Here is a 25,118-nt window from a genome sequence, read left to right on the forward strand (position 1 = left end):
GCCCGCAGATACACGGTCCCCGAACCCACCCTCCACGGACACACCTCCGTACCTTCCTCGCCCCGCCAGCCAGACCGCTCCCTCGTGCCCCTCTCGACCACGGGCGCGCACGCGCTCGTCGTGCCGCTCTCGCCCGTCCCGCAGCCCTATACCTATGCCGTCCCGGACGCGCTCGACGCGCTCGCCGTGCCGGGCGCGCGGGTGCTGGTGCCGTTCGGGCGACGCACGCTCACGGGCGTCGTCGTGGGCCGCACGGATGAGGTGGCCGAGGGCGTCGCGCTCAAACCTATCGCCGACGTGCTGGACACCGAGGCCCCGGCCCTGCCGACGGCGCTGTTGCGGCTCACGGAGTGGATGGCGAACTACTATGCCTGCTCGTGGGGCGAGGTGCTGCGCGCGGCGCTGCCAGCAGGCACCGACGTGGAGGGCGTGCGCGTGCTCTACCGCACCGACACTCCGGCGGCCTGGCGCGGCAACCCGCTCGGGCGCGACCTGCTCGTGCTGCTCGGCCAACACACCGGCAACGGGCGCAACGGCCATGGCCTGCCGCTGAAAGAGGCCGAGGAAGAACTGGGCACGAAGCTCCCCGCCGCGCTCCTCGCCGACCTCCGCACAGCCGGGCTGCTCCGCATCGCCGAGGAGACGACGGACCCACGCGTGCGCGCGAAGACGGCCCGCTGGCTGCGCATCCGCACGGGCATCGACCCGAGCGCGGCCCCGGACGAGCTGCGTGGGCTTCGGCAGCAGATGCTCGTCGCCACGCTCGCCGCGTCGACGGACCGGTCGCTCAGCCAGGCCGATGCGCTGGCCGCGTCGGGGGCGTCGAGTCAGACGGTGCAGCGGCTCGTTGAGTTGGGCTGGGTCGAGGCCTACGACGTGGAGGTCGAGCGCCGCCCCGAGGCCTTCGACGCCGCGGCGCCAACGCCGCAGCGGATCGCACTGCACCCCGCCCAACGGGCCGCGCTTGACCAGGTCAACGCCGCACTCGTCGCCCAACACAACGGCACGAAGAAGACCGAGACGTTTCTGCTCCACGGCGTCACGGGCAGCGGCAAGACCGAGGTCTACCTCCGCGCGCTCAAGGCCACGCTCGACGCGGGGCGCACGGGCATCGTGCTCGTCCCTGAGATCGCGCTCACGCCGCAGACCGTCCGCCGCTTCCGCGCCCACTTCGGCGACGACGTGGCGGTCCTCCACTCGCGCATGAGCCCCGGCGAGCGCTACGACGCCTGGCGCCACCTGCGCGCCGGGCGCTACCGCGTCGCCATCGGCCCGCGCTCGGCCGTCCTCGCGCCACTCGAAAACGTCGGGCTGATCGTCGTCGACGAGGAGCACGAGGCGAGCTACAAGCAGTTCGACCCGGCTCCGCGCTACCACGCCCGCGACGTGGCCGTGATGCGCGCGCACCTCGCCGGAGCGGTGTGTGTTCTCGGAAGCGCCACGCCGAGCGCGGAGAGCTTCGTCAACGCCAAGCGCGGGAAGTACACGCTCCTCCCGATGCCCGAGCGCGTGCCCGTGTCCGGTCGCACGGCCGCGCGGCTGCCCGAGGTGAAGGTCGTCGACCTCGCGCGCGAGCAGGAGGTGCGCCGCTTGCGCGGCGCGCTCTCGGTGCAACTCCAGGAGGCCATCCAGGCACGCCTCGACCGCAAGGAGCAGACGATCCTGCTGCAAAACCGCCGCGGCTACGCGCCGATCCTGACGTGCAACGCGTGCGGCCACACGCCCGAGTGCCCGTCGTGCGCGGTCACGCTCACGCTGCACCGCCCACCCGGCCTGCGCCCGCAGCTGCGCTGCCACTACTGCGGCTTCACCCGCGCCGCGCCGTCCGCCTGCGACAACTGCGGCCAGCACGACCTCGCCGACCTCGGCGCAGGCACGCAGCGCGTCGAGGAAGAACTCGCGGCCACGTTCCCCGAAGCGCGCGTCTTGCGCATGGACCTCGACACGACCTCGAAGAAGGACGCACACCGCAAGCTGCTCACGGCGTTCGGGCGCGGCGAGGCCGACATCCTCCTCGGCACGCAGATGGTGGCGAAGGGCCTCGACTTCCCGCGCGTGACGCTCGTGGGCGTCGTCAATGCCGACACGGGCATGTTGCTGCCCGACTTCCGCGCCGCCGAGCGGACATTCCAACTCCTCGCACAGGTCGGCGGCCGGGCGGGCCGCGCCGAGCGCCCCGGCGAGGTGTTCCTCCAGACGCGCAATCCCGACCACCCCGCGATCCGCTTTGCACTCGCGCACGACTACGACGGCTTCATCCGCGCCGACCTCCCCGATCGGCGCTTCCTCGGCTACCCCCCTTTCGGACGCCTCGTCGGTATCGAGTTCAAGGGACCGAACGAGGCAACCGTCGAGAAGCTCGCCGCACGCTGGACGACGCAGCTCACGAAGCGGCTTCCGCGCTTGCTCAAGGGCCTCTCCGAGCACGACGCGCAGCACCTCCAGGTGCTCGGGCCGACGGCCGCATTCATCGGGCGCGTCAAAAAACAGTACCGCTTCCACACCATCCTGAAGGCGCCGCTCGCCGTCTCGCCCTACGCACTCACGACAGCCGTCGCGGAGGCCGACGCTGCCGCTGGGTCGCCGCCCAAAGGCTGCCGCGTGAACATCGACGTGGACCCAGTCGGGCTGTATTGAGGATCGCGGGCGACTAGCGCGGTACCGCAGCGAGTGGGTCTGGATCGACCGGAGCGGTGCATGCCTCGCCGTGTGCCAGGACGGGCACCATGCGACTCGTATGCCCCCGGGCTTCCTGCTCCATCAAGGGCTGCGTGTCCTCGACCTCGACGTCAAGCTCCACGTAGTAGGGCGTTCCCGACGGCCGCGGTAGCTGATAGCGAAAGCCGACCGCGTCGGTGCGATGCCAGCGTGAGGGCGCGCGATCGCGGTAGTGATAGCGGCTGCGCCAGCGCACCTCGTACGTCGTCGCGCGCAGCGGCGGGCGGACGATCCACGTCGCCCCCTCTCGGAGGCAGCCCGTGGAGAGCGTAGGCGGCGCGTAGAGGCGCAGGTCGAACTCTGGCTTGGGCGACGCGATGCGCGGCCAAGGGCACGTCTTCCAGTCGGGCCAGGGCTGACGCGTGTCACAGGCGACGTACGGGAAGGCCGCCGGCCGGCCCAGCGTGTTCAGCCGGGCGACTTCGGCACCTCGAATCGTAGCGATGTGGTCGGTCACGGTATCCAGATCCACGATGTCTTCGGCATAGAAGAACCAATCCACGTCCATCGCCTGCGGCGTGTCGAGGTCAAACACCGGGGCTTCCTCGTGGTCTTTGAGGTACATGCTGAACATCGCCATCATCGGCTGACTGGGCACGGTCTCGGTGAATCGCTCCGACACCATCTCGATGCGCCCGTCTTCGCGACGCCCGTCTTCGCGACGCCCGTCTTCGCGACGCCCGTCTTCGCGACGCCCGTCTTCGCGACGCCCGTCTTCGAGGCGTTCGCCTCCGGTATGGTCGCTGCTGATGTCGAGCCGGAGGGCGAAGCGGACGCCGGACCCGTCGTGCTGGATCAGCAGTGTCACGAACGGAGCAGGCCGATCGCCGTTGGGGAGCAAGGCGGTAGCGCAGGCGGTCGGGCGTAGGCGCTCGGTCTGCGCCCCACGGGTCCAGGCGCACGTGTAGGCATCCCCGCCCACGCCCTTCATGCCGAACGGGTAGGCCGTCCCGTTCTCCAGAAAGCCGGTGTCGACGTAGAGCCGCGTCCCGGGCTCGGTGCGACGGGCGCGTCCGAACCAGTTGTTGAACTCGTGGTCCATCTCCGACCACGCCCAGCCGTCGCCCTTGCGCACGCGATATGGAGAGAGCGTCCAGAACGACTGCATGATGTCGACCTCGGGCCACCCCTGGTGGCGTCCGGTCGTGTAGAACGGCACGGCACCGAGGTCGGAGAAACGGACGTGGGCGGCCCACGTCCCCGTCACCGCGGTGAACCCGGAGGCCACCTGCGGATGCCGCTGCGCCGCCGCGTAGGTCCCGGCGCGCGCCTCGACGCGCAGCCGACCGTCGGCGACCTCGACGGCCGTGGAGTCGTAGAAGTCGTTCATCTCCCTCCAGTAGGCGCGGTACCACGCGCGCTCGACGACAGTGTCGGAGGGCGCGAGCCCGACGCGCCAGGCGTTGGGGCCGTAGAGCGACCCGGGTTCCTGCTTGCGCGCATCCAGGCTCCAAGCGGTGCTCACGTACGTGAAGTCGTCGAAGAGGACGCCGTCTGGGAGCGGCTGGGCGCCGAGGGACGACGTGACGGCAGCGATGAGGGTGACGGCAACGATGAGGGCCAACGCGCCTACGGGACGAAAAAGAGAGGTGGGCATGCGGGGAGTTGAATTTGCAACGGAGAGCCGAACCGCGCGGGCGGTGCCGTATATTAGGGGTCCTTTGCCGGACGCCCACTGCGGGCCTTCCGGCTCAAAGAAGGGCTAGTCCCGTACGGCCAGCTCCCCTTGAACTCCGTCAGGGCCGGAAGGCAGCAGCGGTAGAGGGTCGTAGCGGCGCGATGCGGATCGCTAGCCCTTCTTTTTTGGTTTCTGGCGATCTTGGTTCGCCCACCTCTCCAAGGGCCTTCCTTTCGGCACATCCCACTGGTTCTCGCTCTTCCCGTTTCGCTTTCCCATCTCTATGCCTGCTCCTGAAATCGTCCTCATCGCAGCGCTCGCCGAGCGCGACCGGCTCATCGGCGACGGCCTCGACCTCCCGTGGCACATTCCGGCTGACCTCAAGCGGTTCAAGCGGCTCACCGTGGGGCACCCGCTCGTGATGGGACGGCGCACGTTCGAGTCACTCGTGCACCAGTTTGGTGGACCGCTGCCGAAGCGCGCCAACGTGGTGCTCACCCGCGACGCGGCCAAGGCGGAGGCGCTGCAGGCCGCCCACCCCGAGATCGTGGTCTTCGATAGCCTCGACGCGGCGCTCGCGCACTTTGCAGATGCCGAGCAGGTGTTCATCGGCGGCGGGGCGGCGGTCTACGCAGCGGCGCTCCCCATCGCCGACCGACTCGAACTGACGCTCGTTGAGGGCACCTACACCGGCGACACCTTCTTTCCGCCGTATGCCCACCTGATCGGATCAGTCTTTGCAGCGGCAGCGACCGACCACCACGACGGGTTTCGATTCGTAACGTATCTGCGCCGACCAACCGAGCCTCATGGGGGTGAAATCCTAGAGGTTTGACGCAGTACGGGACGGCGAAGCCTTGCCTGTCTCCGATTGCTTCGCGTTACGATTCCCTTCCTCTGGCTACGGTTCGCCCCTATAGCGCCCCCCAGGTCTTGCCTCAGCGGCACACGTCGCTGAGCAAGCGCCAGCGCTGGAAAATTTTGCTGCACGCGTTCCGGATGCTGTGCGGCCTAGGCGCGTTGATGGTACCGGCTTATCTCTTCCTGGCCACGGGTCTCGGGCTGGAGCACAACGACTCCATGGCGGTCCGCCTCGGCATTTCGTGTGTGCTCCTCGTGTGCCTAGGCCTCTCCTTTGTGCCACGGCTCTCCGTGCATCTCTTGACCGGCCTCATGCTCGGGGTCGTCTACCTCCTTGTCACGTGGATCGCAGGGGTCGTCTTTGCCAACCCAGGCGACACCGCGCTGCTGGTGGGCTTCTTCTACGTGTACGTCATCACGTCCAGCGTCCTCCAGATCTCCGGACTGCGCGCGCCGGCCTCCATAGCGTTTCATGCTTATTCCTTTGCGGCTGCGGCGATCGCCGTGATGCATCCTGAGGCCGATCACGCCGCCTCGGTGTATTTCCTGACGTGCCTGCTAGGAACCGGCTCCATCGCCATGCTGACGTGGCACACGGTCATCCGCATCCGCCGCGGTTTTGTCTCCCGCGAGAAAGAACTCGAGCGCGCCCAGCGCCTCGCTCATCTCGGCAGTTGGTCCTACGAGCCTGGTTCGCAACGCCTCCACTTCTCGACCGGCCTCTACGCCCTCCTTGGCCTTAATGCCGGCATCACGCCGCGGCCCGAGCTCGCGGCGACCCTGGTCCATCCCGACGATCTGGAGGCATGCCTGTCGTACGCGGCGCATCTCACCCGCGGCCAGGCCCCGGACGATCTCACGCTGCGGGTACGCACACCGCTAGGCGAGCGCTGGCTACGCATGCACAGTCATGCCGAAGCACGTGCGCACGCACGCACGCCCCACCTGAGCGGCATCGTGATGGACGTGACCGCGCAGCATGAGCGCGAGCAGGCGTTGGTGCAGGCCCACCAACAGGCCGAGTCCGGACGGGTGCGCGCCGAGGAGGCAAGTCGCCTCAAGAGCACCATCCTCACCAACGTCACCCACGAGATCCGGACGCCGCTCAACGCGATCCTAGGCTTCGCGGAGGTGCTTGCCGAGGAGGTCCCGGCCGACCTCAAACCCTTCGTGCATCCCGTGCGGGACAACGGCCATCGGCTCCTCGACACGCTCAACGCGCTCCTCGACCTCGCCCGGCTGCGCGCCGGGGAGGTGGCGCTGCGCAAGGAGACGTTCGACCTCGCTGCAAGCGTCCGGGCGGCCCTCTATCCACTCCAGAAACGGCATGCGTCGGAGGCGGTCACGCTCACGTTCGAAGCCGACCCCTCCGTCCTGGTCGGCGAGTCGGACCGCAGGGCCCTTGTGACGATCGTGAGCCATCTCGTCCGGAATGCGTTGGCCTTCACAGAGAAGGGCGCCGTCCAGGTTCGGCTGACGCAAGAAGGCGCGAGCGCCGTGCTCACGGTGACGGACACCGGGCAGGGCATCAGCGAGGCCTTCCTCCCGCACCTGTTCGAGGCGTTCCGGCAGGAGGACGACGGGCTCGCGCGCAGCCACGAAGGCAGCGGCCTCGGCCTCGCCGTCACCAAGCACTACGTCGACCTTCTCAGCGGCACCATCCAGGTCCACAGCAAAGTCGGCGTCGGGACGGCGGTCGAGACCCGGCTACCGCTCTTGCTCCCCACGCGCAGCGACGGCACGGCACGCCTCGCCCTGGCGCCGGACCTGGCAGCGGTCCGACTCCGCGTCGGTGAAGAATCCCAAGCCTAACGCTACCATGGCGTCCATCTTGGTTGTCCAGCGGGGGCCCGGCGAGTAAGTTGCACGACGCGCTCGGTCCGCACATTCGGGACCCGCGCGCCCGCGCTCCCGCACCTCCCGACCGTCCTGGACATGGCCGACGCACCGGCTGGCCGCTACCTCGTCACGGCCCGCAAGTACCGCCCGCAGACCTTCGCCGACCTCGTCGCGCAGGAGCACGTCGCGCAGACGCTCCAGAACGCGATCCTGCACGACCGCCTCGCACAAGCCTACCTCTTCAGCGGCCCCCGCGGCGTGGGCAAGACCACCGCCGCGCGCCTCGTGGCGAAGGCCATCAACTGCACCACGCCGCTGAGTGAGCGCACGGGCGCCGAGCCGTGCCGGGCGTGCGACTCGTGCCGGGCATTCGAGGAGGGCCGCTCGCTCAACATCATCGAGGTGGACGCGGCGTCGAACAACCGCGTGGACGACATCCGTGACCTCCGGGAGAAGGTCCGCATCCCCCCGCAGGGCGCGCGCAAGAAGATCTACATCCTCGACGAGGTGCACATGCTCTCGCAGGGCGCGTTCAACGCGCTCCTGAAGACGCTCGAAGAGCCGCCGCCGCACGTCCTGTTCATCTTCGCCACGACGGAGCCGCACAAGGTCCTCCCGACGATCCTGAGCCGCACGCAGCGCTTCGACTTCCGGCGCATCGCCGTGCCGGAGATCGTGAGCCGACTGCAGCACATTGCGCACGAGGAAGGCATCACGGCCGACGCCGAGGCGCTGATGCTGCTCGCGCGCAAGGGCGACGGGGCCCTCCGCGACGCGCTCTCGATCTTCGACCAGGCCGTCTCGCTCTGCGGCACCGACCTCCGCTACGATGCCCTCGCCGATGCCCTCGGCGTGGTCGACACCGACCTCTTCTTCGAGACGACCGCGCTCGCACTCGCACACGACCGCGCCGGGATGCTCCGTCTCGTGGACCGGCTGATGGCGCGCGGCTACGACCTCACGGAGTACCTCGCCGGGCTCGCCGAGCACCTCCGCGACCTCCTCGCCGTGAAGACGACCGGCGACGGCACGCTCATCGAGGCGACCGATGCTGTGCAGGCGCGCTATGTCCAGGCCGCTGGGCCGTTCGCCGAGGCCGACCTGCTGCGGATGCTGATGATCGCTGACGAGACTGAGCAGGCGCTCAAGATGGCGCCGCAGCCCCGCCTCAAGCTCGAGCTAGCGCTCCTCAAGCTAGCCTCGCTGGCGAAGGCGACGGATCTCACGGCGGTGCTGGCGAAGCTCGAACGCCTCGAAGCCGCCCTCGCAAGCGGCACGCTCGACGGCGGCGCAGTGATCGTGCCGGGCGGTTCGGTAGCCGTGCCGGACGATTCGATAGCCACACCGTCTGGTGCGGCGGGAAACGCGCCGGGGGACGGTAGCGCGTCCCCTGCTCCAACGGTTGCTCCGGCCCCGGCGGCACCTACGTCGACGCACGTCGCCGACTCCGCACCCGACAGCACACCTTCGCAGCCGGACACCCCGTTGCGTCCTGAGCCTGTGCTACCACCAGAGCTTGCTGCCCCCGCCTCTGGGCCATCGGCCGTTCGCGAGCCTGCGACTGCGCCAGCAGCAGCACTGACGCCAGCGACCCCTTCGCTTCTGGTCGAGAAGCCGGTCGTTGACGCGCCGCCCGCCAGCAGGGAGGAGATGGCACCGCAACCGACACCGAGCAACGTGGCCTCTCTCGCTCCAGAGGTTGCGACTCCAACCCCAGCACCGGAAGCGACACCGGCAACCTCCGTGTCCGCTGCAACAGAGCCCGTAGCTGAAGTACCTGAGCAGGCTGAGTCGCCCGCACCGCCCCCGTTCGACGACGGCCGTGGCGACCTGCCCCCCATCGACGCGTACGACGACTTCGGCACGGACGAGGACGGCTACAGTGCTTCGGAGCTTCCTACGCCGCTGCCCGCCGTCGCGCCCTCGCCTCCAGCACCGCCGTCGTCTCCAGTACCGTCGTCGTCTCCGGTGACACCTGCCCCCGCCGCGAGCGATGAGGCTGACGAGCCTCACCGCCCGCCGGTTGGCGGCGACGCCACTCCGCTCTTCCCCGGCCTCTTCGATCCGCCCGCGCTGAATCGGCCGCCGTCGAGCCTCGGCGGCGACGGGTCGAGGGCGATGGGCGATGGTGCCGACGTTGCCATCGCCGTGCCTGCTGACCTGCCAGGCGCCGACGACTTTGGCGTCTCGCTGGGCCGCGTCCAGTCGGCGTGGGGCGGGCTGCATGCGCGCGTCAAGGCCGACCGGGTCCACATCGCGGCGCTGCTGTCCAACGCACAGCCGCAGCGCGTGCACCGTGGCGCAGTCGAGGTCGTCGTCGCGGACGACTTCACACGCACCCTGCTCACGAGCGAGACCGACCGCCTCGCCGTGCACCTCGCCGCCGAACTCGGCACCGACGCCGACGGCACGCCTGCGCTTCGGTTCGTGGTCGCCGCGCCCGAGGCGCTGCCCGAAACCGCCGCCGCCGCCGACCCGTTCGAGGCGTTCAAGCGCCTGCGCCAGTCGCACCCCGTCGTGCGCCTCCTCTTCGAGCGCTTCGGGGCCGAAATCGTGTACTGATATGTGGCAGGTGACAAGTGGGCAAGTACCATGTCCCGCTTACAGAATCCTTGCTACTTGAACCTTGCCACTTGACACTTAGACCAATGAACGGCAACCTCAACATGGCCGACCTGTTCGGCAAGATGCAGGAGATGCAGCAGAAGATGGCCGACAGCCAGGCGGCCCTTAAGGAGAAGACCGTCACCGCGGAAGCGGGCGGCGGCATGGTCACCGTGACCGCCGACGGTACCGGGGCCATCCGCGCCATCAAGCTCGAACCGGCCGTCATCAACCCCGGCGACGCCGAACTGCTCGAAGACCTCCTCATCGCTGGAGTCAACAAGGCCCTCGACGAGTCCGCGGCGCTGCGCGAGCGCGAGATGCGCGGCGCGGCGGGCGCGTTCCTCCCGCCCGGCATGGGCCTCGACCAGATGGGGTTTTAGCCCCTCGTCCTTTGTCCTTGGTCACTGGTAGGTGTCCAATGCAGCATCTCGTCGGTGCGTGCCACTGACGCACGTTTGTCAGCGCGCGGTGTGATTTTCCGCCTCCCACGAAGGACCAAGGACTAAGGACAAAAACCCACCATGCACCTCACCTCCGAGTCGGTCGAAGCGCTCGTGGAGCAGTTCGCCAAGCTGCCCACCGTTGGGCGCAAGACGGCGCAGCGGCTCGCGGCCTACGTGCTCAAGATGCCGCGCGAGGACGTGGTCGAACTGGCTAAGGCACTCGTGGCGGTGAAGGACCGCGTCAAGACGTGCGGCATCTGCTGCAACATCACCGACGTGGACCCGTGCCCCATCTGCGCCTCGCCGAAGCGCGACCGAAGCGTGGTCTGCGTCGTGGAGGAGCCGAACGACGTGCTCGCGCTCGAACGCACGGGTGAGTTTCGCGGCCTCTACCACGTGCTCGGCGGCGTGATCTCACCGCTCGAAGGCATCGGTCCGGACGAGTTGAAGGTGCGCGAACTCATCGCGCGCGTGGGCCGCAGCCGGACGCCCGAGGGCATGCCGCCAAGCCTCCCTGCCGACATCGCCGAGCCCGTCGCGAACTACATGAACGAGCACGCGACCGTGCCTGTACAGGAGGTCATCCTCGCCATGAACCCGAACGTCGAGGGCGACGCAACGGCGATCTACCTCTCGGGCCTCATCCAGCCGCTCGGACCCCGCGTGACGCGCATCGCCCGCGGCCTCCCCATCGGCGGCGACCTGGAATATGCTGATGAGGCGACGCTCAGCCGCGCGCTCGAAGGCCGCGCGAGTGTGTAATACCACGCTTGGCATCAGCGTTGTTGTTGCGTCCTCCGACGCTTGACTCGAAGCCGAGGTCAGGCGAAGCCCATCTCTGACGAGGGCGGTGCTTTGGAGCATCGCTGAGATGCTGAACCGCGTTCGGCATGACAAGAGCGCTAGCAACTCGCCAGGTCTCCAACAAGGCCGACGTTCATATCCCAGCGGTCTTGTTCTGCGTTCACACCGCCCCTGTCGGATCTTCTGCGCGCCCGTTTCCCACGCACCCGCCGCCTCGCCGCGTGCTCCGCACCCTCCACTGGACGCTGCTCCGTAGCCTGCCGATCCCCCTCGTCGGCAGCTTCGCGACGCTGATGTTTCTGCTGCTGATGCAGTTTCTGATCCGGCACCTGCCGGACCTGGTAGGGCGCGGCCTGCCGCTGGGGGTGCTCGTCGAACTGGTCGCGTACAGCCTCGCCTACATGGTCACGCTCGCCGTGCCGATGTCGGTGCTCATCGCCACGCTGGCGGCGTTCGGGAAGCTCGCCGAGTCGCGCGCCTACCTCGTCGTCAAAAGCTCGGGCATCTCGCTGCTGCAGGTGGCGTGGCCGGTGCTCATCTTTGGCTTCGTGATGGCGACGGGGATGGCCTACTTCAACAACGTGATGCTGCCCGAGGCCAACTTCCGCATGGGCGGCCTCTGGCGCGACATTCGCGACAAGAAGCCGGGCTTCCAACTCGAAGCGGGGACCTTCTTCACTGAGCTGAAGGGCTACAGCATCTTCGTCGAGGACGCCCCCGCCGACTCGAACGAACTGCTCGGCGTGCGGGTGTTCGACCACAGCGGCGGCTCGACGGAGCGCCGCACCATCGCGGCCGCCTCGGCGACGCTCGCCAGCCTCGGCGACCGCCTAGAACTGACGCTCTTCGACGGCGAGATCCACCAGATGCGGACCCAGCGCGAAGCCGCCGGACGCGGGCTCGCGCAGACCATCGAGCGCTACGAGCGCCTCCAGTTCGACCGCCACCGCATGACGCTCGACCTGACGGACCTCTCCTTCGAGCGCCGCGACCGCTCCGACTCGGACCGCTCCGACCGCACGATGCAGACCACACAGATGATCGCCGTGGTGGACTCACTCGACCGCGGGGTCGCACAGCGGCTTCGCGACCTGCGCACGCGCGTCGCCGCCGACCTCAGCGAGGTGGATGCCTCGTCGTCCGCCCGGCCGGACACGACGGCCGCAGACTCGCTGACGGTCGCCCACCCGGTCCTCGCTGGCCTCGGCACCGGCGATGCGACCCGCGTCTACGACACGGCCATGCAGCGCGTCCGGGTGCTGCGCTCGGAGTCGGACCAGACCATGAACGCCGTCTCGTGGGAGTCGCAGCGCGCCGACCGCTACCGGGTGGAGATCTACAAGAAGTTTTCCATCGCGATGGCGTGCGTGGTGTTCGTGCTCGTCGGCATCCCGCTCGGGCTCGCAATCCCGCGCGTGGGCATCGGCGTGGTGGGCGCGCTCGCGGTGTTCTTGTTTCTGTTTTACTGGGTGACGCTCAACCAGGGCGAGAAGCTCGCCGACCGCGGCCTGCTGGAGCCGTGGCTCGGCATGTGGATCGCCAACGCGCTCGGCGGCGTGGGCGGGCTGGCGTTGTTTTGGCGCGAGACGCGCGACCCGGCCCACCGCAACCCGATCCAGGCCATCGCAAGCCTCATCCCACAGCGAAAGAAGTAGGGGGAGAGGCCGTCGGCTGTTGCGGTCCGGCAACCCACACGACGTCTTCGGCGTCGCACCTCACCTTCGTCACAAGCCGACCGTGCCACGCCCATGCTCCTCGCCGTCGACCTCGGCCTTCGCACCGGCTTTGCGTGCTACGACCGCGCGGGGCGGTTGGCGTGGTACCGCTCGCGCAACTACGGCAGCCGCGCCCGGCTCAAGCGCGCGGCGTTCACGATGCTTCGTGAGGAGAAGCAACTCACGCATCTCGTGGTAGAGGGCGGGGGTGTCCTCGCCGATCTCTGGGAACGCGAGGCCGAGCGCCGGGACCTCGACTTCAAACGCATCCATGCGGGCGTGTGGCGACGGCTACTGCTGCACCCCCGCGAGCAGCGGACCGGCAAAGGCGCGAAGGAGCAAGCCGACACGCTCGCGCGGGCCGTCATCGACTGGTCAGGGGCGAACCGGCCGACCTCGCTGCGCCACGACGCCGCTGAGGCCATACTCGTTGGTCTCTGGGGCGTCGTCGAGTCAGGCTGGCTTGCCCTCGATGCCTTGCCCAGCACCGTCCGGCGCGTCGGCGTGTGAGACGCTGCTCCGTGGGACCGGAGGCGCGGTGAACCGGAGCACGAGCGCGATGAGCGTAGCCAGCCCGACGGCTGTGAGCGTCAGCACGATGGTCCAGCCCCGGCTCGGCAGCGGGAAGCGCGCCGCGAGGTGGCTCGGCACGTTGAGCACCATCGTACAGGCGAGGGCGAGCGCCCACGGCCACGCCCGGCGCGACCGGAGCGCGTGCTGGACCAGCGCCCCCAGCAGCGGGGCTACGAACACAAAAGCAGGCGCAAAGAGCCGTTCCTGGTCATAGCCCACGAACACACTCGCGAGCACGAGCAGCGCGAACACCGCGCGGTGCGGATGGGCGCGCACGAAGGCCCTCGTTTGCTTCGGAAACACGAGCGGCCACAGGCTCAGCGGGGCCCACGCGATCACGAGAAGTCGCACCCACGTGTCGGGCCGCGCCACTTTCGGCCCCTCCTCCAGCAGCGACGCGACGATGCTCAGCCCGCCCGGCCCCGGCTCGGCAAGCCAGCGATAGCCAAACGCCACCACGAGCGCGGGCACCACGGCCAGCGCCAGCCTTCGCCCATCCGCGCGGAGGCGGTTCTGCTCCCAGAGATGGACGAACGCCGCCGGGATCAGCAGCAGGCATACCTCGCGGGTGAGCGCACCGAGCGCAAGCACGAGGGCCAGGCCGAGCCAGCGGCGGCGGTAGAGCAACAGCAGACCCGCCACGATCCACACGAAGGCAAGGAGATCGGCGAGGTGAAAGTAGTTGTAGACCAGCACACCGAACACGTAGGGGCTCGCGAAGAAGCCGAAGCCCGCAAGTAGCGCAAAGCCGGGCCGGATCCCATCGCCGCGTAGCAGCGCGTAGAGCAGCACCGCGAGCGCGAGCGCGGTGAGGACCGTGCCCACATAAAAGCCCGCCGGATCAGGGCCGGGCCAGAGGCCCGCCATCCAAGGCCCGAGCGGGCGATAGACGAACGGCGTCCGCATCGTGAGGTCCAGCCCCGGCGCGGCCTGCGCCATCGGGCGGTACCACTGCAGGTCGGTGCCGCTTTCGTTGGCGTAGTCGATGGCGCCGTAGAGCCAGACGAGCACGCCCACGAGGCCGAGGAGAGCGGCCACGGCGAGGCGTTCGAGAGAGCGAGGATCGGGGCGCATCGAGAGCAGGGCAGGACGAAAGCGCGGAAGCTACGGGCCCCCAGCGACTCCGCCTGTGTCTGCATGGAGGCGCCGGGCGGAATCGCTGCGAAGCCTGGGCGTGGCCGGAACGTGCCTGGGCTGCCACGGGTGCGAGGCGCGCTATGTCCGATGCCCTCAACCCGATCTCAGACGACGCGCCCGAACCCTTTCTCGGCGGCGCGCTCCGCGCGATGGCGCTCATCGCCTCGCTGCGCACAGCGGCCGTGGTGCGCGAGGCCATCGCCGATCGCCTCGCCGGGCGCGACCCGTCGGAGCAGGAAGCGGAACGCACGGCCCGCGCCGACCTGGCTGCGCTCGCCCGCGACCTCGCCGACGACGTGAAGCGGCTGCGCGTCCGCCTCGCCACGCTCGCGGCTGACGACGATCTCGACGACCGCGCGGCGCTCGTGCAGGCGTTCGAGGACCGGCTGATGATGAACCGGCTCGGGCGCGAGTTGCACGTCGTCCACCAGAAGCTGCTGAGCCTCTATCCCAGCGTGCCCGAGGCGACGGTCGAGCTAGCCCGTCAGGTGCAGGCCGATGCCGCACGGCTCGCCAGCGACGACGCAACCACGTTCGCCCGTGACCTCGGCCCCTTCACGGCGGCGCTCGCGGACCTGCTCGACGGCCTCGCCGACGCGCTCGCACTGGTTGGGTAACGCGCCACGCGGTGGAGCCACCGGACGGGCGAAAATCGAACCCGAAGGCGGTTTCCGCGTACGATTTCACGGTCATTGACAGCGGCGCGTCACCCCTTCGCGGCGTTGCTGTTGGTACCTTTCCCGATGGGTCGTACGACACGCTGCGCGGCCCCACACCACCGCCGACTCCCACGCTCACACGCTTCAGCATGGCGCAGAACACGCCCGACCTCCAGACGCCGTCCACGGCCGCCCCCGAAAACGGTGGCGCAAACGGCGCGGCACCGGCCTCCAACGGCAACTACGGCGCGGACAACATCCAGATTCTCGAAGGGCTCGAAGCCGTCCGCAAGCGCCCAGCGATGTACATCGGCGACGTGGGCACGCGCGGCCTGCACCACCTCGTCTACGAGGTCGTCGACAACTCCATCGACGAGGCGCTCGCGGGCTACTGCGACCATATTGACGTCGTGATCCACGCGGACAACTCGATCTCGGTCACGGACAACGGGCGTGGCATCCCGGTGGGCATCCACCCGAAGATGGGGCTGCCCGCCGTCGAGGTCGTGATGACCGTGCTCCACGCGGGCGGCAAGTTCGACAAGGACACCTACAAGGTCTCGGGCGGCCTCCACGGCGTCGGCGTGAGCTGCGTGAACGCGCTCTCCGACCTGCTCACCGTTGAGGTGGCGCGCGAGGGCTTCGTATGGACGCAGTCGTACCAGGCCGGCATCCCGACCGGGCCGCTGGAGAAGATGCGCCCGATGAAGGACGGCGAAGGGACGGGCACGAAGGTGCACTTCCACCCGGACTCCAGCATCTTCCAGACAACGGAGTACCGCTTCGACACGCTCGCCGACCGCATGCGCGAGCTGTCGTTCCTGAACAAGGGCCTCACCATCGTCATCACCGACGAGCGCGAGGAGGACCCTGAGCTCGCGAGCGAGACCTACCACTCCGAGGGCGGCCTCCGCGAGTTCGTCACCTACCTCGACGAGACGCGCACGCCGATCCAGGAAACCATCATCGAGATCGACGGCGAGTCGGGCGACGTGCCCGTGGAGGTGGCAATGCGCTACAACGCGAGCTACACCGAGAACGTCCTCTCGTTCGTCAACAACATCAACACGCACGAGGGCGGGACGCACATCTCGGGCTTCCGCCGCGCCCTCACGCGCACGCTCAAGGGCTACGCGGACAAGCAGAACCTCCTCAAGAACCAGAAGGTGGAGCTCTCCGGCGACGACTTCCGCGAGGGCATCACGGCCGTGATCTCTGTCAAGGTCGCCGAGCCCCAGTTCGAGGGCCAGACCAAGACCAAGCTCGGCAACTCGGAGGTGCAGGGCGCCGTCGAGAGCCTCGTGGGGCAGAAGCTCCAGGAGTGGCTCGACGACCACCCGAAGGAGGCGAAGACGATCATCCAGAAGGTGGCGCTCTCCGCCCAGGCCCGCATCGCCGCGCGGCGGGCGCGCGAGCTCGTCCAGCGCAAGAGCGCCTTCTCGGGCGGCGGCCTCCCCGGCAAGCTCGCCGACTGCGCCTCGAAGGACGCCTCGATTTCGGAGCTCTACCTCGTGGAGGGCGACTCCGCCGGTGGCTCCGCCAAGCAGGCCCGCGACCGCCACTTCCAGGCCATCCTCCCGCTGCGCGGCAAGATCCTCAACGTCGAAAAAGCCCGCATCGACAAGATCCTCGACAACGAGGAAATCAAAAACATGGTCACCGCCCTCGGCACGGGCCTCGCGACCGGCGTGGATGGCCAGGAGTTCGACCTGGAGAAGCTCCGCTACCACAAGGTCATCGTGATGACGGACGCCGACGTGGACGGCGCGCACATCCGCACGCTGCTGCTGACGTTCCTCTACCGCTACCTCCGCCCGCTCGTGGAGGCTGGCTACGTCTACATCGCGCTGCCGCCGCTCTACCGCGCCAAGAAGGGCAAGGAGGAGAAGTACTGCTGGACCGACGACCAACTCCGCACCGCCATCGAGGAGCTCGGCGGGACGCGCGGCGTCTCGGTGCAGCGCTACAAGGGCCTCGGCGAGATGAACCCCGACCAGCTCTGGAATACGACCATGGACCCGGAATTCCGGATGCTCCAGCGCGTCGCCATCGAGGACGCGGCCACCGCCGACCGCACGTTCTCGACGCTGATGGGCGACGCCGTCGAGCCCCGCCGCAAGTTCATCGAGCGCAACGCGAAGTACGCGACGATCGATACCTAGCGGTATCGGTGTGTACGTGTGAGGGTATGGAGGTATGGACGATGTGACGACCAAAGCACCGCCGAGGCCGCTGCCGACCTACGACGCCCCGATGACGTGGGCGGACGTACTCACGCACCCGGCGCTTCAGGACCTCCCGTTCAAGATCGAGCTCAACGAGCGCGGCCAGATCCTCATGAGTCCCGCATCTAACTGGCACGGCGCCCTTCAAATCGAGATTGCGGCAACGCTCAGAGCAATGCTCGGCAACCGCGTCCTGGGCGAGTGCTCCATCGACACCACCGAGGGGGTGCGTGTAGCCGATGTGGCCTGGGCCTCGCCGGAATTTATCGCCGAGCACGGGTACGCTACCCCGTACACGACCGCGCCTGAACTCTGCGTTGAAGTCAAGTCTCCGTCGAACACTGAGGCAGAGATGCAAGAGAAGGTGGCGCTCTACCTCGCTAAGGGCGCACAGGAGGTGTGGCTCTGCGACCTCAACGGCCGCGTCCGCTTCTTCGGACCTAAAGGCCAACGCGAGCGCTCGGAGATCGCACCGGACTTTCCTTCGCAGTTGGAGAGCTGAGCAACGTCGCTAGCGCGATGGAGTCTGGGAGCCATCTGCTCACCAGTCACGTGGTTCGCGATGCGCCTGCTCGGCCTCTGTCTCTTTCTCTACGTCTGCGCGCTCCCGACGATGAGGAACGTCGCGTTCTATGTGCTCTATGTCAGGGGACAGGACGGGCTGACGAAGGTAGTCGGCGACCCGGACACGCTCGTAGGGGTGTGGGAAGGCCGAGACTACCAGATTCCGTGTGGCCAGTTCTCCCGCGCCGACTATCGCTACGTCTTCGACACCGACTCAACGGGCATTCTCGAAGTGCGATGGAGCGACCAGTATCGCATTGCATGGTCGCTCCCGGACGTTTGGTCCGTGCTCCTCCCCTTCAAGACATCCAGCGCCACGCTTCAGCTCGCAGAGGTCCGCGTAGAAAACGGCTACTTGGTGGCGACGGATCGGCATGAAGAGAGGCACTATGCCTACCAGGTCTGGGGCGACCGGCTGCGCGTGGGCTACGTCTCCGAACCCGGTGACGCACCAAGTGACTGGATCGGCGAGCCGTCATCGCTCTTCGACATGCAGCTTCGGGACCTCCCTGATTTCTGGGGCCGTCACGACTGGTAACAGGTCGCTTCTCCAGTAGCGAGCGGAAGGCGTAGGTTTGGTGGACAGGTCACGCCTTCAACCACCCCGCTTCACCTCCCCATGGCTCACACCTACGACTCCCTCAACGTCGGCGACACCTTCGAGACGGTCATGAACGTCTCCGCCGCCGACGTGCGCGCCTACGCCGACCTCACGGGCGACGACAACCCCATCCACGTTGACGCCGAGTACGCCGCCACGACCGACTTCGGGCAGCCCATCGCCCACGGCGCACTGCTGCTCGGCTACATCTCGAAGGTGCTCGGGCGCGACTACCCCGGCCACGGCTCCGTCGCCGTCTCGCTCTCCGCCAAGTTCCTACGTCCCGTGCCCGTCGACTCCGAGGTGACCATCGAAGTCAAGATCGCCGAGAAGATCGAGCGCTTCGGGCACGTCAAGGCGAAGGTCTACGTCTACCGCGGCGGCAAGATGGCCTGCGGCGGCGAGGCCGTCGTGATCCCGCCGAAGGAGTAAGTCAGTCCACCACTTCCACGACGCGTCCGAGCGTGACTGTCTCGTCGGCGAGCACGTCGAGGAGGTCGGCGCGGTGGCTGGAGAGCACGGCGAGGCCGCCCGCGGCGATGTGCGCCCGCACGAGGTCGAGCGCGGCAGCCGTGGCGGCGGTGTCGAGGCCGCGGAACGGCTCGTCCATGAGCAACACCGACGGCTTCGCCACGAGCGCGGCGGCGAGCTGCGTCTTGCGGAGCATCCCGCTCGAATACGTCCCGATGACCTGCGTGCGCCGCTCGTCGAGCAGCACCGTGTCGAGCAGCGCCTCCACGCGAGCCGCGGCCCCGTCGTCCCACTGACCGCGCTGGCGGAGGACCCATTCGAGCAACTCGACCGCCGTGAGGTGCTGCGGCAGGCGCGGCGCGTCGTGGACGATGCCGACGTGCCGGAGGTAGCGGTACGGGCTACGGTGCACGTCTAGCTCGCCGTAGCGGATGGTGCCCGCCGTGGGGAAGGCGAGCGCCATCAGCAGCCGCAGCAGCGTCGACTTGCCGGAGCCGTTCGGCCCGACGAGCGCTGTCGTGGTGCCGGGCGCAAAGGTGTGCGCGAAGCCGTCGAGCACGGCCGGACCCTGGCCATAGCGTTTGGTCACACGGTCGAGGACGAGGGCAGCAGACATCGGACAGAAACGGGTGAGAGACGATGCTTCCAGACCCTTGTCATTCTGAGCGAGCGTCAGCGAGTCAAAGCGAAGCTTCACGTAGTAAAGGATCTGCGGGCCAGCTTTCGGGTCCCGACGAAACAGAATAGTGCGACCCAGATCCCTCGACCTCATCCGCCTCGCGCATTCCGCTCAGGATGACAAGAATGAAGTGTAGCGTGCTTCTGGCCGACAAGATGCAGGAACGCATGCAAAACCCGACGCCCAACCGCGCAGGGCTGCGTCAGGATCCCCGCGCCGCCTCCCGCGTGCATCGTTTTGCCGACCACTTCTGCTACCTGCCTCTTTTCCCAAGACGTAATGCCGCTGACGCTGACCGCCCTGTTCGCCCTCGACGTACCTGATGTCGGACGCCTCTGCGTGCGCGTGGATGCGGGCGACGCCGAGCGGTGGGCCGAGCGGCTGCGGACCGCGCCGGGCTATCGGACTGTCCCCGTCCGGCATGGCGCCGCCGACGTGGTGCTCTGGGACACCGACTCCGCCGGGACGCCTGACACCGAAGCGCCGCTCGTCGCCATCGTGGACGACGACGCGGCGGCGCGGTGGGCGTGGCAGGTCGGCGCGCGCACGCTGCTCCCGGCGACGGTTGCGCCCGATGCGTTGGCCGCGGCGCTCGTAGCGGCCTACCGCGGCCTCGTGGTCGTCGCCCCGCGCTTCGCCGATGTCGTGCAGCGCGACGCTACGCCGGAGGATGTCGGCCCGGCGCTCACACCGCGTGAGCAGGAGGTGCTGGCGCTCGTGGCCGAGGGCCTGCCCAACAAGCTCATCGCCGACCGCCTCGGCGTCTCGGACAACACGGCGAAGTTCCACGTGGCGTCGCTGCTGCGGAAGCTCGGCGCGCACTCGCGCACGGAGGCCGTCATCAAGGCCGCCCGTCTGGGCAAGCTCTCGATCTGAGGGCGTGATGGTGCTGCCGAGCGGTCGCTCAGCAGCTGGAACCAGGAGGGAGCGAGAGTGCTGACGCTTGGGGTTGGTCGCTGACCGTCGCCCGCACGAGTGAGCTACGGGCGACCAGGAAGACTATGCCTGTCAGGATGGCGAACGGGAGGCGTCCTCAGACTCAAGCTGGCTGTTGCGACCGGGCTTCTGAGAGATATCCCAGATCAGGGTTCCCACGGCGATCCCGACGTTGGCAATCCGCCAGCCGATCGACTGTGGCTGGACAATGAGGGCCAACGCCGACAGGATCAGACTTCCCAGGCAGAAGAACAGCGTCCACCAGCTGTAGGAAATGACGTTCCACAGGATGGACACCAGGAGGCCGACGTTGTTGAGCGCATTGACGATGTTCGCCACGACCAGCAGCGCCCCGCTTGTCGTTGCCTGTGCGCTCTGCGACACCTGGAAACAACGGGCAAGGACTCGACCGATGATTCTGCCCCGGGTGGCCCGTCGGATCGTGGTCGGCGTGATCGATACGCCCGCAAAGGCGAAGATCATAAACAGCACGTCGAGGACGATGGTGATCGTCCAGACCTCGTCCGCCGTCAGCGGGAGGTTAGACCGGTAGACCTCCAGCGGGCCATTCAACGTGTGGTAGTAAAAGCGGGTCGTGTCGCCTCCGTGCCGAACCTCCAGGCTGCCCTCTCGGACACCGCGGGCACGCATCTCGTACCCCAGCTGCAGGTCTCTTCGGAAGCCTTCGTACAGATCGCCGCGAACGGAATCCGGCACCGTGGGAAAGGCTTGCTCCACGCCGAACAACTCCATGAACTCGTCCATCTCCAACTGGACTGCACTCTTGTCCAGCTCGGACGTGATGCCGAGCCGGTCGGCAAGCGCCCAGTACTCGCCGTGCTGCAACAGCGTCGGCTCGCCGGGCGCCGCGCCGCGGGATTGCACCTCGCGCCGGGAGATCGGCTTGTGGGCGGACTCGGACGTCTTCGCCTCCTCCTCTTCGTTGGCAAGCCCTCCGTTCGTTGCTTGCAGGAGCGTTCCCGACACCATGTCGCGCAGATCGACGAAGAACGGGAATAGCGCCTGCAGCCCTTGCACCTGGGAGTCCATCAGGTCCATCTGGCCGACCATTTCGTCGGTAGCGATCTGGCGGTTCCAGATAGAAAGCCCCTGCAGCGATCCGGCCCAGGTGGTGGCGCCGTCGGTCCCCGCCACGGCGATGCGCTGGTTCGTGAAACCCGCGCCGAAGGTGACCCGGTCCGATATGGCAATCCTCTCCCCGTTGCGGTACAGCCTGAGTACGCTGGTGTCGTAGCCCACCGCAATGTTGGTCCAGTCGGTGACGGAGCACGGTTGGGATATCAGCACGTTCGTGCCCGATCCCGAGTCGGCGGCGACCACTTCGAGCGTTTGCTGCGCGCCCGAGCCGATCTGGATGGTCAGAGTCGCACCTGGAGAATCTGGCGAGTTAGTGTCCGGCTGCGTCGCCTGGTAGATCACAAACGGACCCGCCGAGGCTGGCAGCTCCGGCACCTTCACCCAGGTCATCAGGCTCCATCGCCCCGGGCCGCCGATCGCGTAGGCCCCCGGCGTCGCCAGCGCCGCTGACCCACCTCCGTTCATGGCCAGGCACGCCCGAACCACCTTATGCTCCGGGACCGTGACGCTAATCCCTGGATTGGTCGAGGTGACCTGCTCATGGGTGAAATCAAGAACCACCACCAACCCATCGGTCTCGGGATCCCCGGGGAGAGGGGTACCCCAAGTTGGGAACGCGAGGATGTCAGCCGCCAACGCCGTGCTCCAGATTTCCCAGGAGGCGAACTCGACGGAGGTCGGCTGCCCCTCGATGCCCAGGGTGCAGTCGCCCTCGAGCGCGCCAGCGCCGGTGGAGACAGTGCCGTGTTTCGGGGCTCCGTCGAGGAAGACGGACAGCGCTCCCGTCCCGTCCTGAGCAGATCCGCCCGCGAAGGCCACGGCGATGTAGTGCCACTTGCCATACTCGATCTGGAAGTCGCTCGTGACCGAGTTGCCCTCCGGCGCCGCGAGGAATTCGGCGGTCACGAACCGGTCGGCCGTAACGGCGATCTGGAACTGGCCCGGTGCATCAAACAACACCTGCGGCGTCCCCTCGACGGTCAGGCGGACCCACCCTCCCAACGTGAACGCCGAGGGGACGCCGTTCACCGGGTTGCCCGAGAAGTTGACGTTCCCGACGGAAGGCAGAACAACGACGCTCGCATTCGGCTGCGCTGTGGCGACATAGTACTCGTCGGGCTGCAGCACCCCGGACTCGGCCGCCAGCCCCATGTCGAGCACGATGCAGGAGGTGTGGTCGACGACGTCGCCAGGCGTGAGGAGCGCGTAGCCATGCATCTCGCTGACCACCCGGTCGTCGCGGTTCAAGACGAGGCAGTGCGTACCATCGATGACCGAGCCGACGCTGCAGGTCGTGTAGCCGGTGTCCCAACTGGCCACCCGCTGACCCGCCTCCAAGACGAGGCAGTGCGTGTGGTCGATGTAGCTGTTGGGCTTGCACGTCTTGTAGCCATCGTCCCAGCTCACCACCCGTTGCCCTTCGCTCAGCACGATGCAGTGCACGCCGTCCGGCTTGTCGCCGACCTTGCAGGTCTGAAAGCCGTCCTCCCAGCTCGCGACGTGCTGCCCTTCGTCGAGGATCAAGCAGTTCACGCCATCGACCCGGGACCCAATCTTACAGGTCAGATAGCCATCGTTCCAGCTCACGACTCGCTGGAATTCGCCCAGGATCACGCAGTTGCTCCCGTCTACGACGGAGCCAGGCGCTAGGGTCGTGAACCCCTCCTGCCAGCTGACGACGCGGTCACCCTCATTCAGGACAACGCAGTGCGTCCCGTCCACGACGGACCCGGGGGCGAGGGACTGATAGCCGTCCTCGTAGCTGACGACACGCTGGCCCGGACCGAGAATGATGACGTGCGATCCGTCGATGATGGAGCCGGGAGCCAGGGACTGGTAACCGCTCTCGTAGCTGACGACGCGCTCCCCGGGCTGGAGCAGCACACAGTGCGTTCCGTCGGGGCGATTCCCAACCTTACACGTCTGGTAGCCGTCCTCGTAGCTGACGATGCGCGCATCCAGGTCGAGGACCAGGCAGTTGCTCCCATCCACGTGCGAACCGGGGGCGCAGCTCAGATAGCCGTCGTTCCAACTCACCACCTGCTGGCCTGGATCGAGCACGACGCAGGTGGTGCCATCGATGACTGACCCGACCTGCAGACTCTGAAACCCGTCCTGGTTGCTGACGACGCGCTGGTTCTCCTCAAGGATGACGCAGTGGGATCCGTCCACGACGGACCCCGGAGCCAGGAATTGGTAGCCGCTCTCGTAGCTGACGACGCGCTGTGCCATGGTGCCCTCGTGCCTGGGTGGGGTCGCTACCCCGATGGGGAGTGGAGTCGGTGGGACAACCCCACCGTCACGGACAGCTAGAAGTATATAGTTAAGGGAGATAAACCAGCAATACCCTTGTGATAATGCGGCTCACGCGGGAGAGCCGACTCGTATCCGAGCGAGGCGTACCGGCGATGGACGGTAGCCAGCCCTCGCTGCTGCGGAAGCTCGGCGCGCACTCGCGCACGGAGGCTGTCATCAAGGTCGCCCGCCTCGACAGGCTGTCGACCTAAAGGAGAATGCAGCGATGCGCAAGAACCGGAGGCCAGGCTGTTACTACGCAGAGTCGGTGCAGGAGAATGCTGCTGATTCACAACTGGGAATACGTAGCTTCCGAATCATGGCGTCTTGCTACCGGACTTGTGCTGATGAGTCTCAATTAGGAACACCGCCAGAGTAGACGCCGCACCTACGGCAAGCTTCGCGTGGCGAGGGCTGAGCCCCTTCGTCCCAGCTCCCTTGCCGTGACCGGTCCCGTAGTGATTCCGAAGTTCAGCTACTCCCTGGGTGATTGTAGCGAGGTTGCTTAGGAGCCGTTTGATGGTTTCGGCAGCCTTTGCCTTGTCAGGAATGTCGTCTGGTGTCAGGGCAAGCTGTTTGACGGCAAGCTTCGTGAGCTTTGGGAGATTAGCCTTGTTCGGGATATCTACTGAACATTGGGCTAGAATCGTCTTGCAGCAAGACTCAACTAGCTCCTTTGCCGTCCCGATAGCTAAGTCCGGATCGTTGTTCACGGCTGCTTCCATCCGGGTAATCTGTTGAGCCACATAGCCTGGGTCGGTAGCAGCAAGCACCGCCTGTGCTGCAGCTACCCCTGGAGTCTGTACGATGCCGACGAAGCGACCGACATACACGGATCGACCTGATATCCGAGTCTTCTCGACGAGTCGGTACCCATCGCTGATAAGGAAGCTGTTGTAGAGCTGGAGCAGCTTCTCTGTAGCCACCGAATCCGATCTAACCACCGGATGAATGGTCTCACAAAGGAAACGGAGAAAAAGATCATCATCGCCGTTTAGGAGATTGAATCGATCGTCGTAAAAAACCCAATCATCCTCCCAATCATTGTTGGCAATTCGGTGCTTCCATACATCACCTGCCGCATTCTCATACCGCCGGTCATTTGAGGGCATAGTGTTCAGATCAAACAGCCGATTTAGGAAATCTGGTTCCTCCAGGCGCCCACTCCAGTCGACTTTCTCCGCAACGACAGCATCGGCAATGTCTCGTCGCGTAACCTGAGTAATATTTTGCATATGTGAATCAGTGCCTGAGTATCATATGTACAGACGTAGG

General features: G+C 67.1%; 20 protein-coding genes and 1 other RNA gene. 16 read left to right on the top strand and 5 right to left on the bottom strand.

Features of this window, described 5'->3' with window-relative positions; genetic code table 11:
* The first annotated feature begins 84 nt into the window (after positions 1 to 84).
* Entirely contained in the window at positions 85 to 2,637 is a 2,553-nt protein-coding gene (gene priA / locus AAFU51_03635; protein ID MEO1570338.1) for a primosomal protein N', read from the top strand.
* A 13-nt stretch (positions 2,638 to 2,650) separates the two neighbouring features.
* On the opposite strand, the gene AAFU51_03640 is transcribed toward priA, so the two are convergent.
* The gene (locus tag AAFU51_03640) at positions 2,651 to 4,315 is read right to left on the bottom strand and encodes a hypothetical protein (protein MEO1570339.1); all 1,665 of its coding nucleotides are present in this window, start codon (positions 4,313 to 4,315) and stop codon (positions 2,651 to 2,653) included.
* 102 nt (positions 4,316 to 4,417) lie between these two features.
* Between AAFU51_03640 and ffs the strand changes: the two genes are divergently transcribed.
* The 8 genes from ffs to AAFU51_03680 all read left to right on the top strand — a co-directional run bounded on the left by ffs (position 4,418) and on the right by AAFU51_03680 (position 13,115).
* Positions 4,418 to 4,517: signal recognition particle sRNA small type (gene ffs / locus AAFU51_03645), an RNA gene on the top strand.
* Positions 4,518 to 4,619: 102 nt separating this feature from the next.
* Positions 4,620 to 5,171 (top strand): dihydrofolate reductase, encoded by a 552-nt coding sequence (locus AAFU51_03650; GenBank protein MEO1570340.1) that lies wholly within the window; start codon positions 4,620 to 4,622, stop codon positions 5,169 to 5,171.
* A gap of 188 nt (positions 5,172 to 5,359) precedes the next feature.
* A complete protein-coding gene (locus AAFU51_03655) occupies positions 5,360 to 7,009 on the top strand; it encodes an ATP-binding protein (protein MEO1570341.1) in 1,650 nt (549 codons plus the stop codon).
* A gap of 123 nt (positions 7,010 to 7,132) precedes the next feature.
* On the top strand, positions 7,133 to 9,598 hold the full coding sequence (gene dnaX, locus AAFU51_03660; protein ID MEO1570342.1) for a DNA polymerase III subunit gamma/tau: 2,466 nt from the start codon (positions 7,133 to 7,135) through the stop codon (positions 9,596 to 9,598).
* Positions 9,599 to 9,702: 104 nt separating this feature from the next.
* Positions 9,703 to 10,023, top strand: a complete 321-nt coding sequence (locus tag AAFU51_03665) for a YbaB/EbfC family nucleoid-associated protein (protein MEO1570343.1) — start codon at positions 9,703 to 9,705, stop codon at positions 10,021 to 10,023.
* A 141-nt stretch (positions 10,024 to 10,164) separates the two neighbouring features.
* A complete protein-coding gene (locus AAFU51_03670) occupies positions 10,165 to 10,848 on the top strand; it encodes a recombination mediator RecR (GenBank protein MEO1570344.1) in 684 nt (227 codons plus the stop codon).
* A 263-nt stretch (positions 10,849 to 11,111) separates the two neighbouring features.
* The gene (locus tag AAFU51_03675) at positions 11,112 to 12,545 is read left to right on the top strand and encodes an LptF/LptG family permease (protein ID MEO1570345.1); all 1,434 of its coding nucleotides are present in this window, start codon (positions 11,112 to 11,114) and stop codon (positions 12,543 to 12,545) included.
* 93 nt (positions 12,546 to 12,638) lie between these two features.
* Positions 12,639 to 13,115, top strand: coding sequence for a hypothetical protein (locus tag AAFU51_03680; protein ID MEO1570346.1), 477 nt, complete (start codon positions 12,639 to 12,641; stop codon positions 13,113 to 13,115).
* Here AAFU51_03680 and AAFU51_03685 read toward each other — a convergent pair.
* A complete protein-coding gene (locus AAFU51_03685; protein MEO1570347.1) occupies positions 13,059 to 14,252 on the bottom strand; it encodes a hypothetical protein in 1,194 nt (397 codons plus the stop codon). The genes AAFU51_03680 and AAFU51_03685 overlap by 57 nt on opposite strands.
* Positions 14,253 to 14,395: 143 nt before the next feature.
* Between AAFU51_03685 and AAFU51_03690 the strand changes: the two genes are divergently transcribed.
* From AAFU51_03690 to AAFU51_03710, 5 genes are all read left to right on the top strand, one after another.
* Positions 14,396 to 14,932: a hypothetical protein gene (locus AAFU51_03690; GenBank protein MEO1570348.1), complete on the top strand. Its 537-nt coding sequence runs from the start codon at positions 14,396 to 14,398 to the stop codon at positions 14,930 to 14,932.
* 191 nt (positions 14,933 to 15,123) lie between these two features.
* Entirely contained in the window at positions 15,124 to 17,136 is a 2,013-nt protein-coding gene (gyrB, locus tag AAFU51_03695; protein MEO1570349.1) for a DNA topoisomerase (ATP-hydrolyzing) subunit B, read from the top strand.
* Positions 17,137 to 17,170: 34 nt separating this feature from the next.
* Complete coding sequence (locus AAFU51_03700; GenBank protein ID MEO1570350.1) at positions 17,171 to 17,701, top strand: Uma2 family endonuclease; 531 nt, start codon at positions 17,171 to 17,173, stop codon at positions 17,699 to 17,701.
* A gap of 60 nt (positions 17,702 to 17,761) precedes the next feature.
* Positions 17,762 to 18,301 (top strand): hypothetical protein, encoded by a 540-nt coding sequence (locus tag AAFU51_03705; protein MEO1570351.1) that lies wholly within the window; start codon positions 17,762 to 17,764, stop codon positions 18,299 to 18,301.
* An 81-nt stretch (positions 18,302 to 18,382) separates the two neighbouring features.
* On the top strand, positions 18,383 to 18,796 hold the full coding sequence (locus AAFU51_03710; protein ID MEO1570352.1) for a MaoC family dehydratase: 414 nt from the start codon (positions 18,383 to 18,385) through the stop codon (positions 18,794 to 18,796).
* 1 nt (position 18,797) lies between these two features.
* Here AAFU51_03710 and AAFU51_03715 read toward each other — a convergent pair whose 3' ends face one another.
* Entirely contained in the window at positions 18,798 to 19,451 is a 654-nt protein-coding gene (locus tag AAFU51_03715; GenBank protein MEO1570353.1) for an ABC transporter ATP-binding protein, read from the bottom strand.
* A 342-nt stretch (positions 19,452 to 19,793) separates the two neighbouring features.
* On the opposite strand from AAFU51_03715, the gene AAFU51_03720 reads away from it, so the two are divergent.
* Positions 19,794 to 20,390, top strand: coding sequence for a response regulator transcription factor (locus AAFU51_03720; GenBank protein ID MEO1570354.1), 597 nt, complete (start codon positions 19,794 to 19,796; stop codon positions 20,388 to 20,390).
* 132 nt (positions 20,391 to 20,522) lie between these two features.
* Here AAFU51_03720 and AAFU51_03725 read toward each other — a convergent pair whose 3' ends face one another.
* Entirely contained in the window at positions 20,523 to 23,780 is a 3,258-nt protein-coding gene (locus AAFU51_03725) for a LamG-like jellyroll fold domain-containing protein (GenBank protein MEO1570355.1), read from the bottom strand.
* 125 nt (positions 23,781 to 23,905) lie between these two features.
* Here AAFU51_03725 and AAFU51_03730 point away from each other — a divergent pair, with 125 nt between their 5' ends.
* Positions 23,906 to 24,055 (top strand): hypothetical protein, encoded by a 150-nt coding sequence (locus AAFU51_03730; GenBank protein ID MEO1570356.1) that lies wholly within the window; start codon positions 23,906 to 23,908, stop codon positions 24,053 to 24,055.
* Positions 24,056 to 24,160: 105 nt separating this feature from the next.
* On the opposite strand, the gene AAFU51_03735 is transcribed toward AAFU51_03730, so the two are convergent.
* Positions 24,161 to 25,078 (bottom strand): abortive infection family protein, encoded by a 918-nt coding sequence (locus tag AAFU51_03735; protein ID MEO1570357.1) that lies wholly within the window; start codon positions 25,076 to 25,078, stop codon positions 24,161 to 24,163.
* Positions 25,079 to 25,118 lie beyond the last annotated feature (40 nt).

The organism is Bacteroidota bacterium (assembly GCA_039821555.1).
GTDB lineage: Bacteria > Bacteroidota > Rhodothermia > Rhodothermales > Rubricoccaceae > JBCBEX01.

Bases quoted from the DNA above. Each gene is read 5' to 3' on its own strand.
- AAFU51_03665 (MEO1570343.1), top strand. From the start codon at position 9,703: ATGGCCGACCTGTTCGGCAAGATGCAGGAGATGCAGCAGAAGATGGCC.
- AAFU51_03655 (MEO1570341.1), top strand. From the start codon at position 5,360: ATGGTACCGGCTTATCTCTTCCTGGCCACGGGTCTCGGGCTGGAGCAC.
- AAFU51_03720 (MEO1570354.1), top strand. From the start codon at position 19,794: ATGCCGCTGACGCTGACCGCCCTGTTCGCCCTCGACGTACCTGATGTC.
- AAFU51_03640 (MEO1570339.1), bottom strand. From the start codon at position 4,315: ATGCCCACCTCTCTTTTTCGTCCCGTAGGCGCGTTGGCCCTCATCGTT.
- AAFU51_03730 (MEO1570356.1), top strand. From the start codon at position 23,906: ATGCGGCTCACGCGGGAGAGCCGACTCGTATCCGAGCGAGGCGTACCG.
- AAFU51_03725 (MEO1570355.1), bottom strand. From the start codon at position 23,780: ATGGCACAGCGCGTCGTCAGCTACGAGAGCGGCTACCAATTCCTGGCT.
- AAFU51_03685 (MEO1570347.1), bottom strand. From the start codon at position 14,252: ATGCGCCCCGATCCTCGCTCTCTCGAACGCCTCGCCGTGGCCGCTCTC.
- AAFU51_03700 (MEO1570350.1), top strand. From the start codon at position 17,171: ATGGACGATGTGACGACCAAAGCACCGCCGAGGCCGCTGCCGACCTAC.
- AAFU51_03680 (MEO1570346.1), top strand. From the start codon at position 12,639: ATGCTCCTCGCCGTCGACCTCGGCCTTCGCACCGGCTTTGCGTGCTAC.
- AAFU51_03705 (MEO1570351.1), top strand. From the start codon at position 17,762: ATGCGCCTGCTCGGCCTCTGTCTCTTTCTCTACGTCTGCGCGCTCCCG.
- AAFU51_03710 (MEO1570352.1), top strand. From the start codon at position 18,383: ATGGCTCACACCTACGACTCCCTCAACGTCGGCGACACCTTCGAGACG.
- AAFU51_03670 (MEO1570344.1), top strand. From the start codon at position 10,165: ATGCACCTCACCTCCGAGTCGGTCGAAGCGCTCGTGGAGCAGTTCGCC.
- AAFU51_03690 (MEO1570348.1), top strand. From the start codon at position 14,396: ATGTCCGATGCCCTCAACCCGATCTCAGACGACGCGCCCGAACCCTTT.
- AAFU51_03650 (MEO1570340.1), top strand. From the start codon at position 4,620: ATGCCTGCTCCTGAAATCGTCCTCATCGCAGCGCTCGCCGAGCGCGAC.
- gyrB (MEO1570349.1), top strand. From the start codon at position 15,124: ATGGCGCAGAACACGCCCGACCTCCAGACGCCGTCCACGGCCGCCCCC.
- AAFU51_03735 (MEO1570357.1), bottom strand. From the start codon at position 25,078: ATGCAAAATATTACTCAGGTTACGCGACGAGACATTGCCGATGCTGTC.
- AAFU51_03715 (MEO1570353.1), bottom strand. From the start codon at position 19,451: ATGTCTGCTGCCCTCGTCCTCGACCGTGTGACCAAACGCTATGGCCAG.
- dnaX (MEO1570342.1), top strand. From the start codon at position 7,133: ATGGCCGACGCACCGGCTGGCCGCTACCTCGTCACGGCCCGCAAGTAC.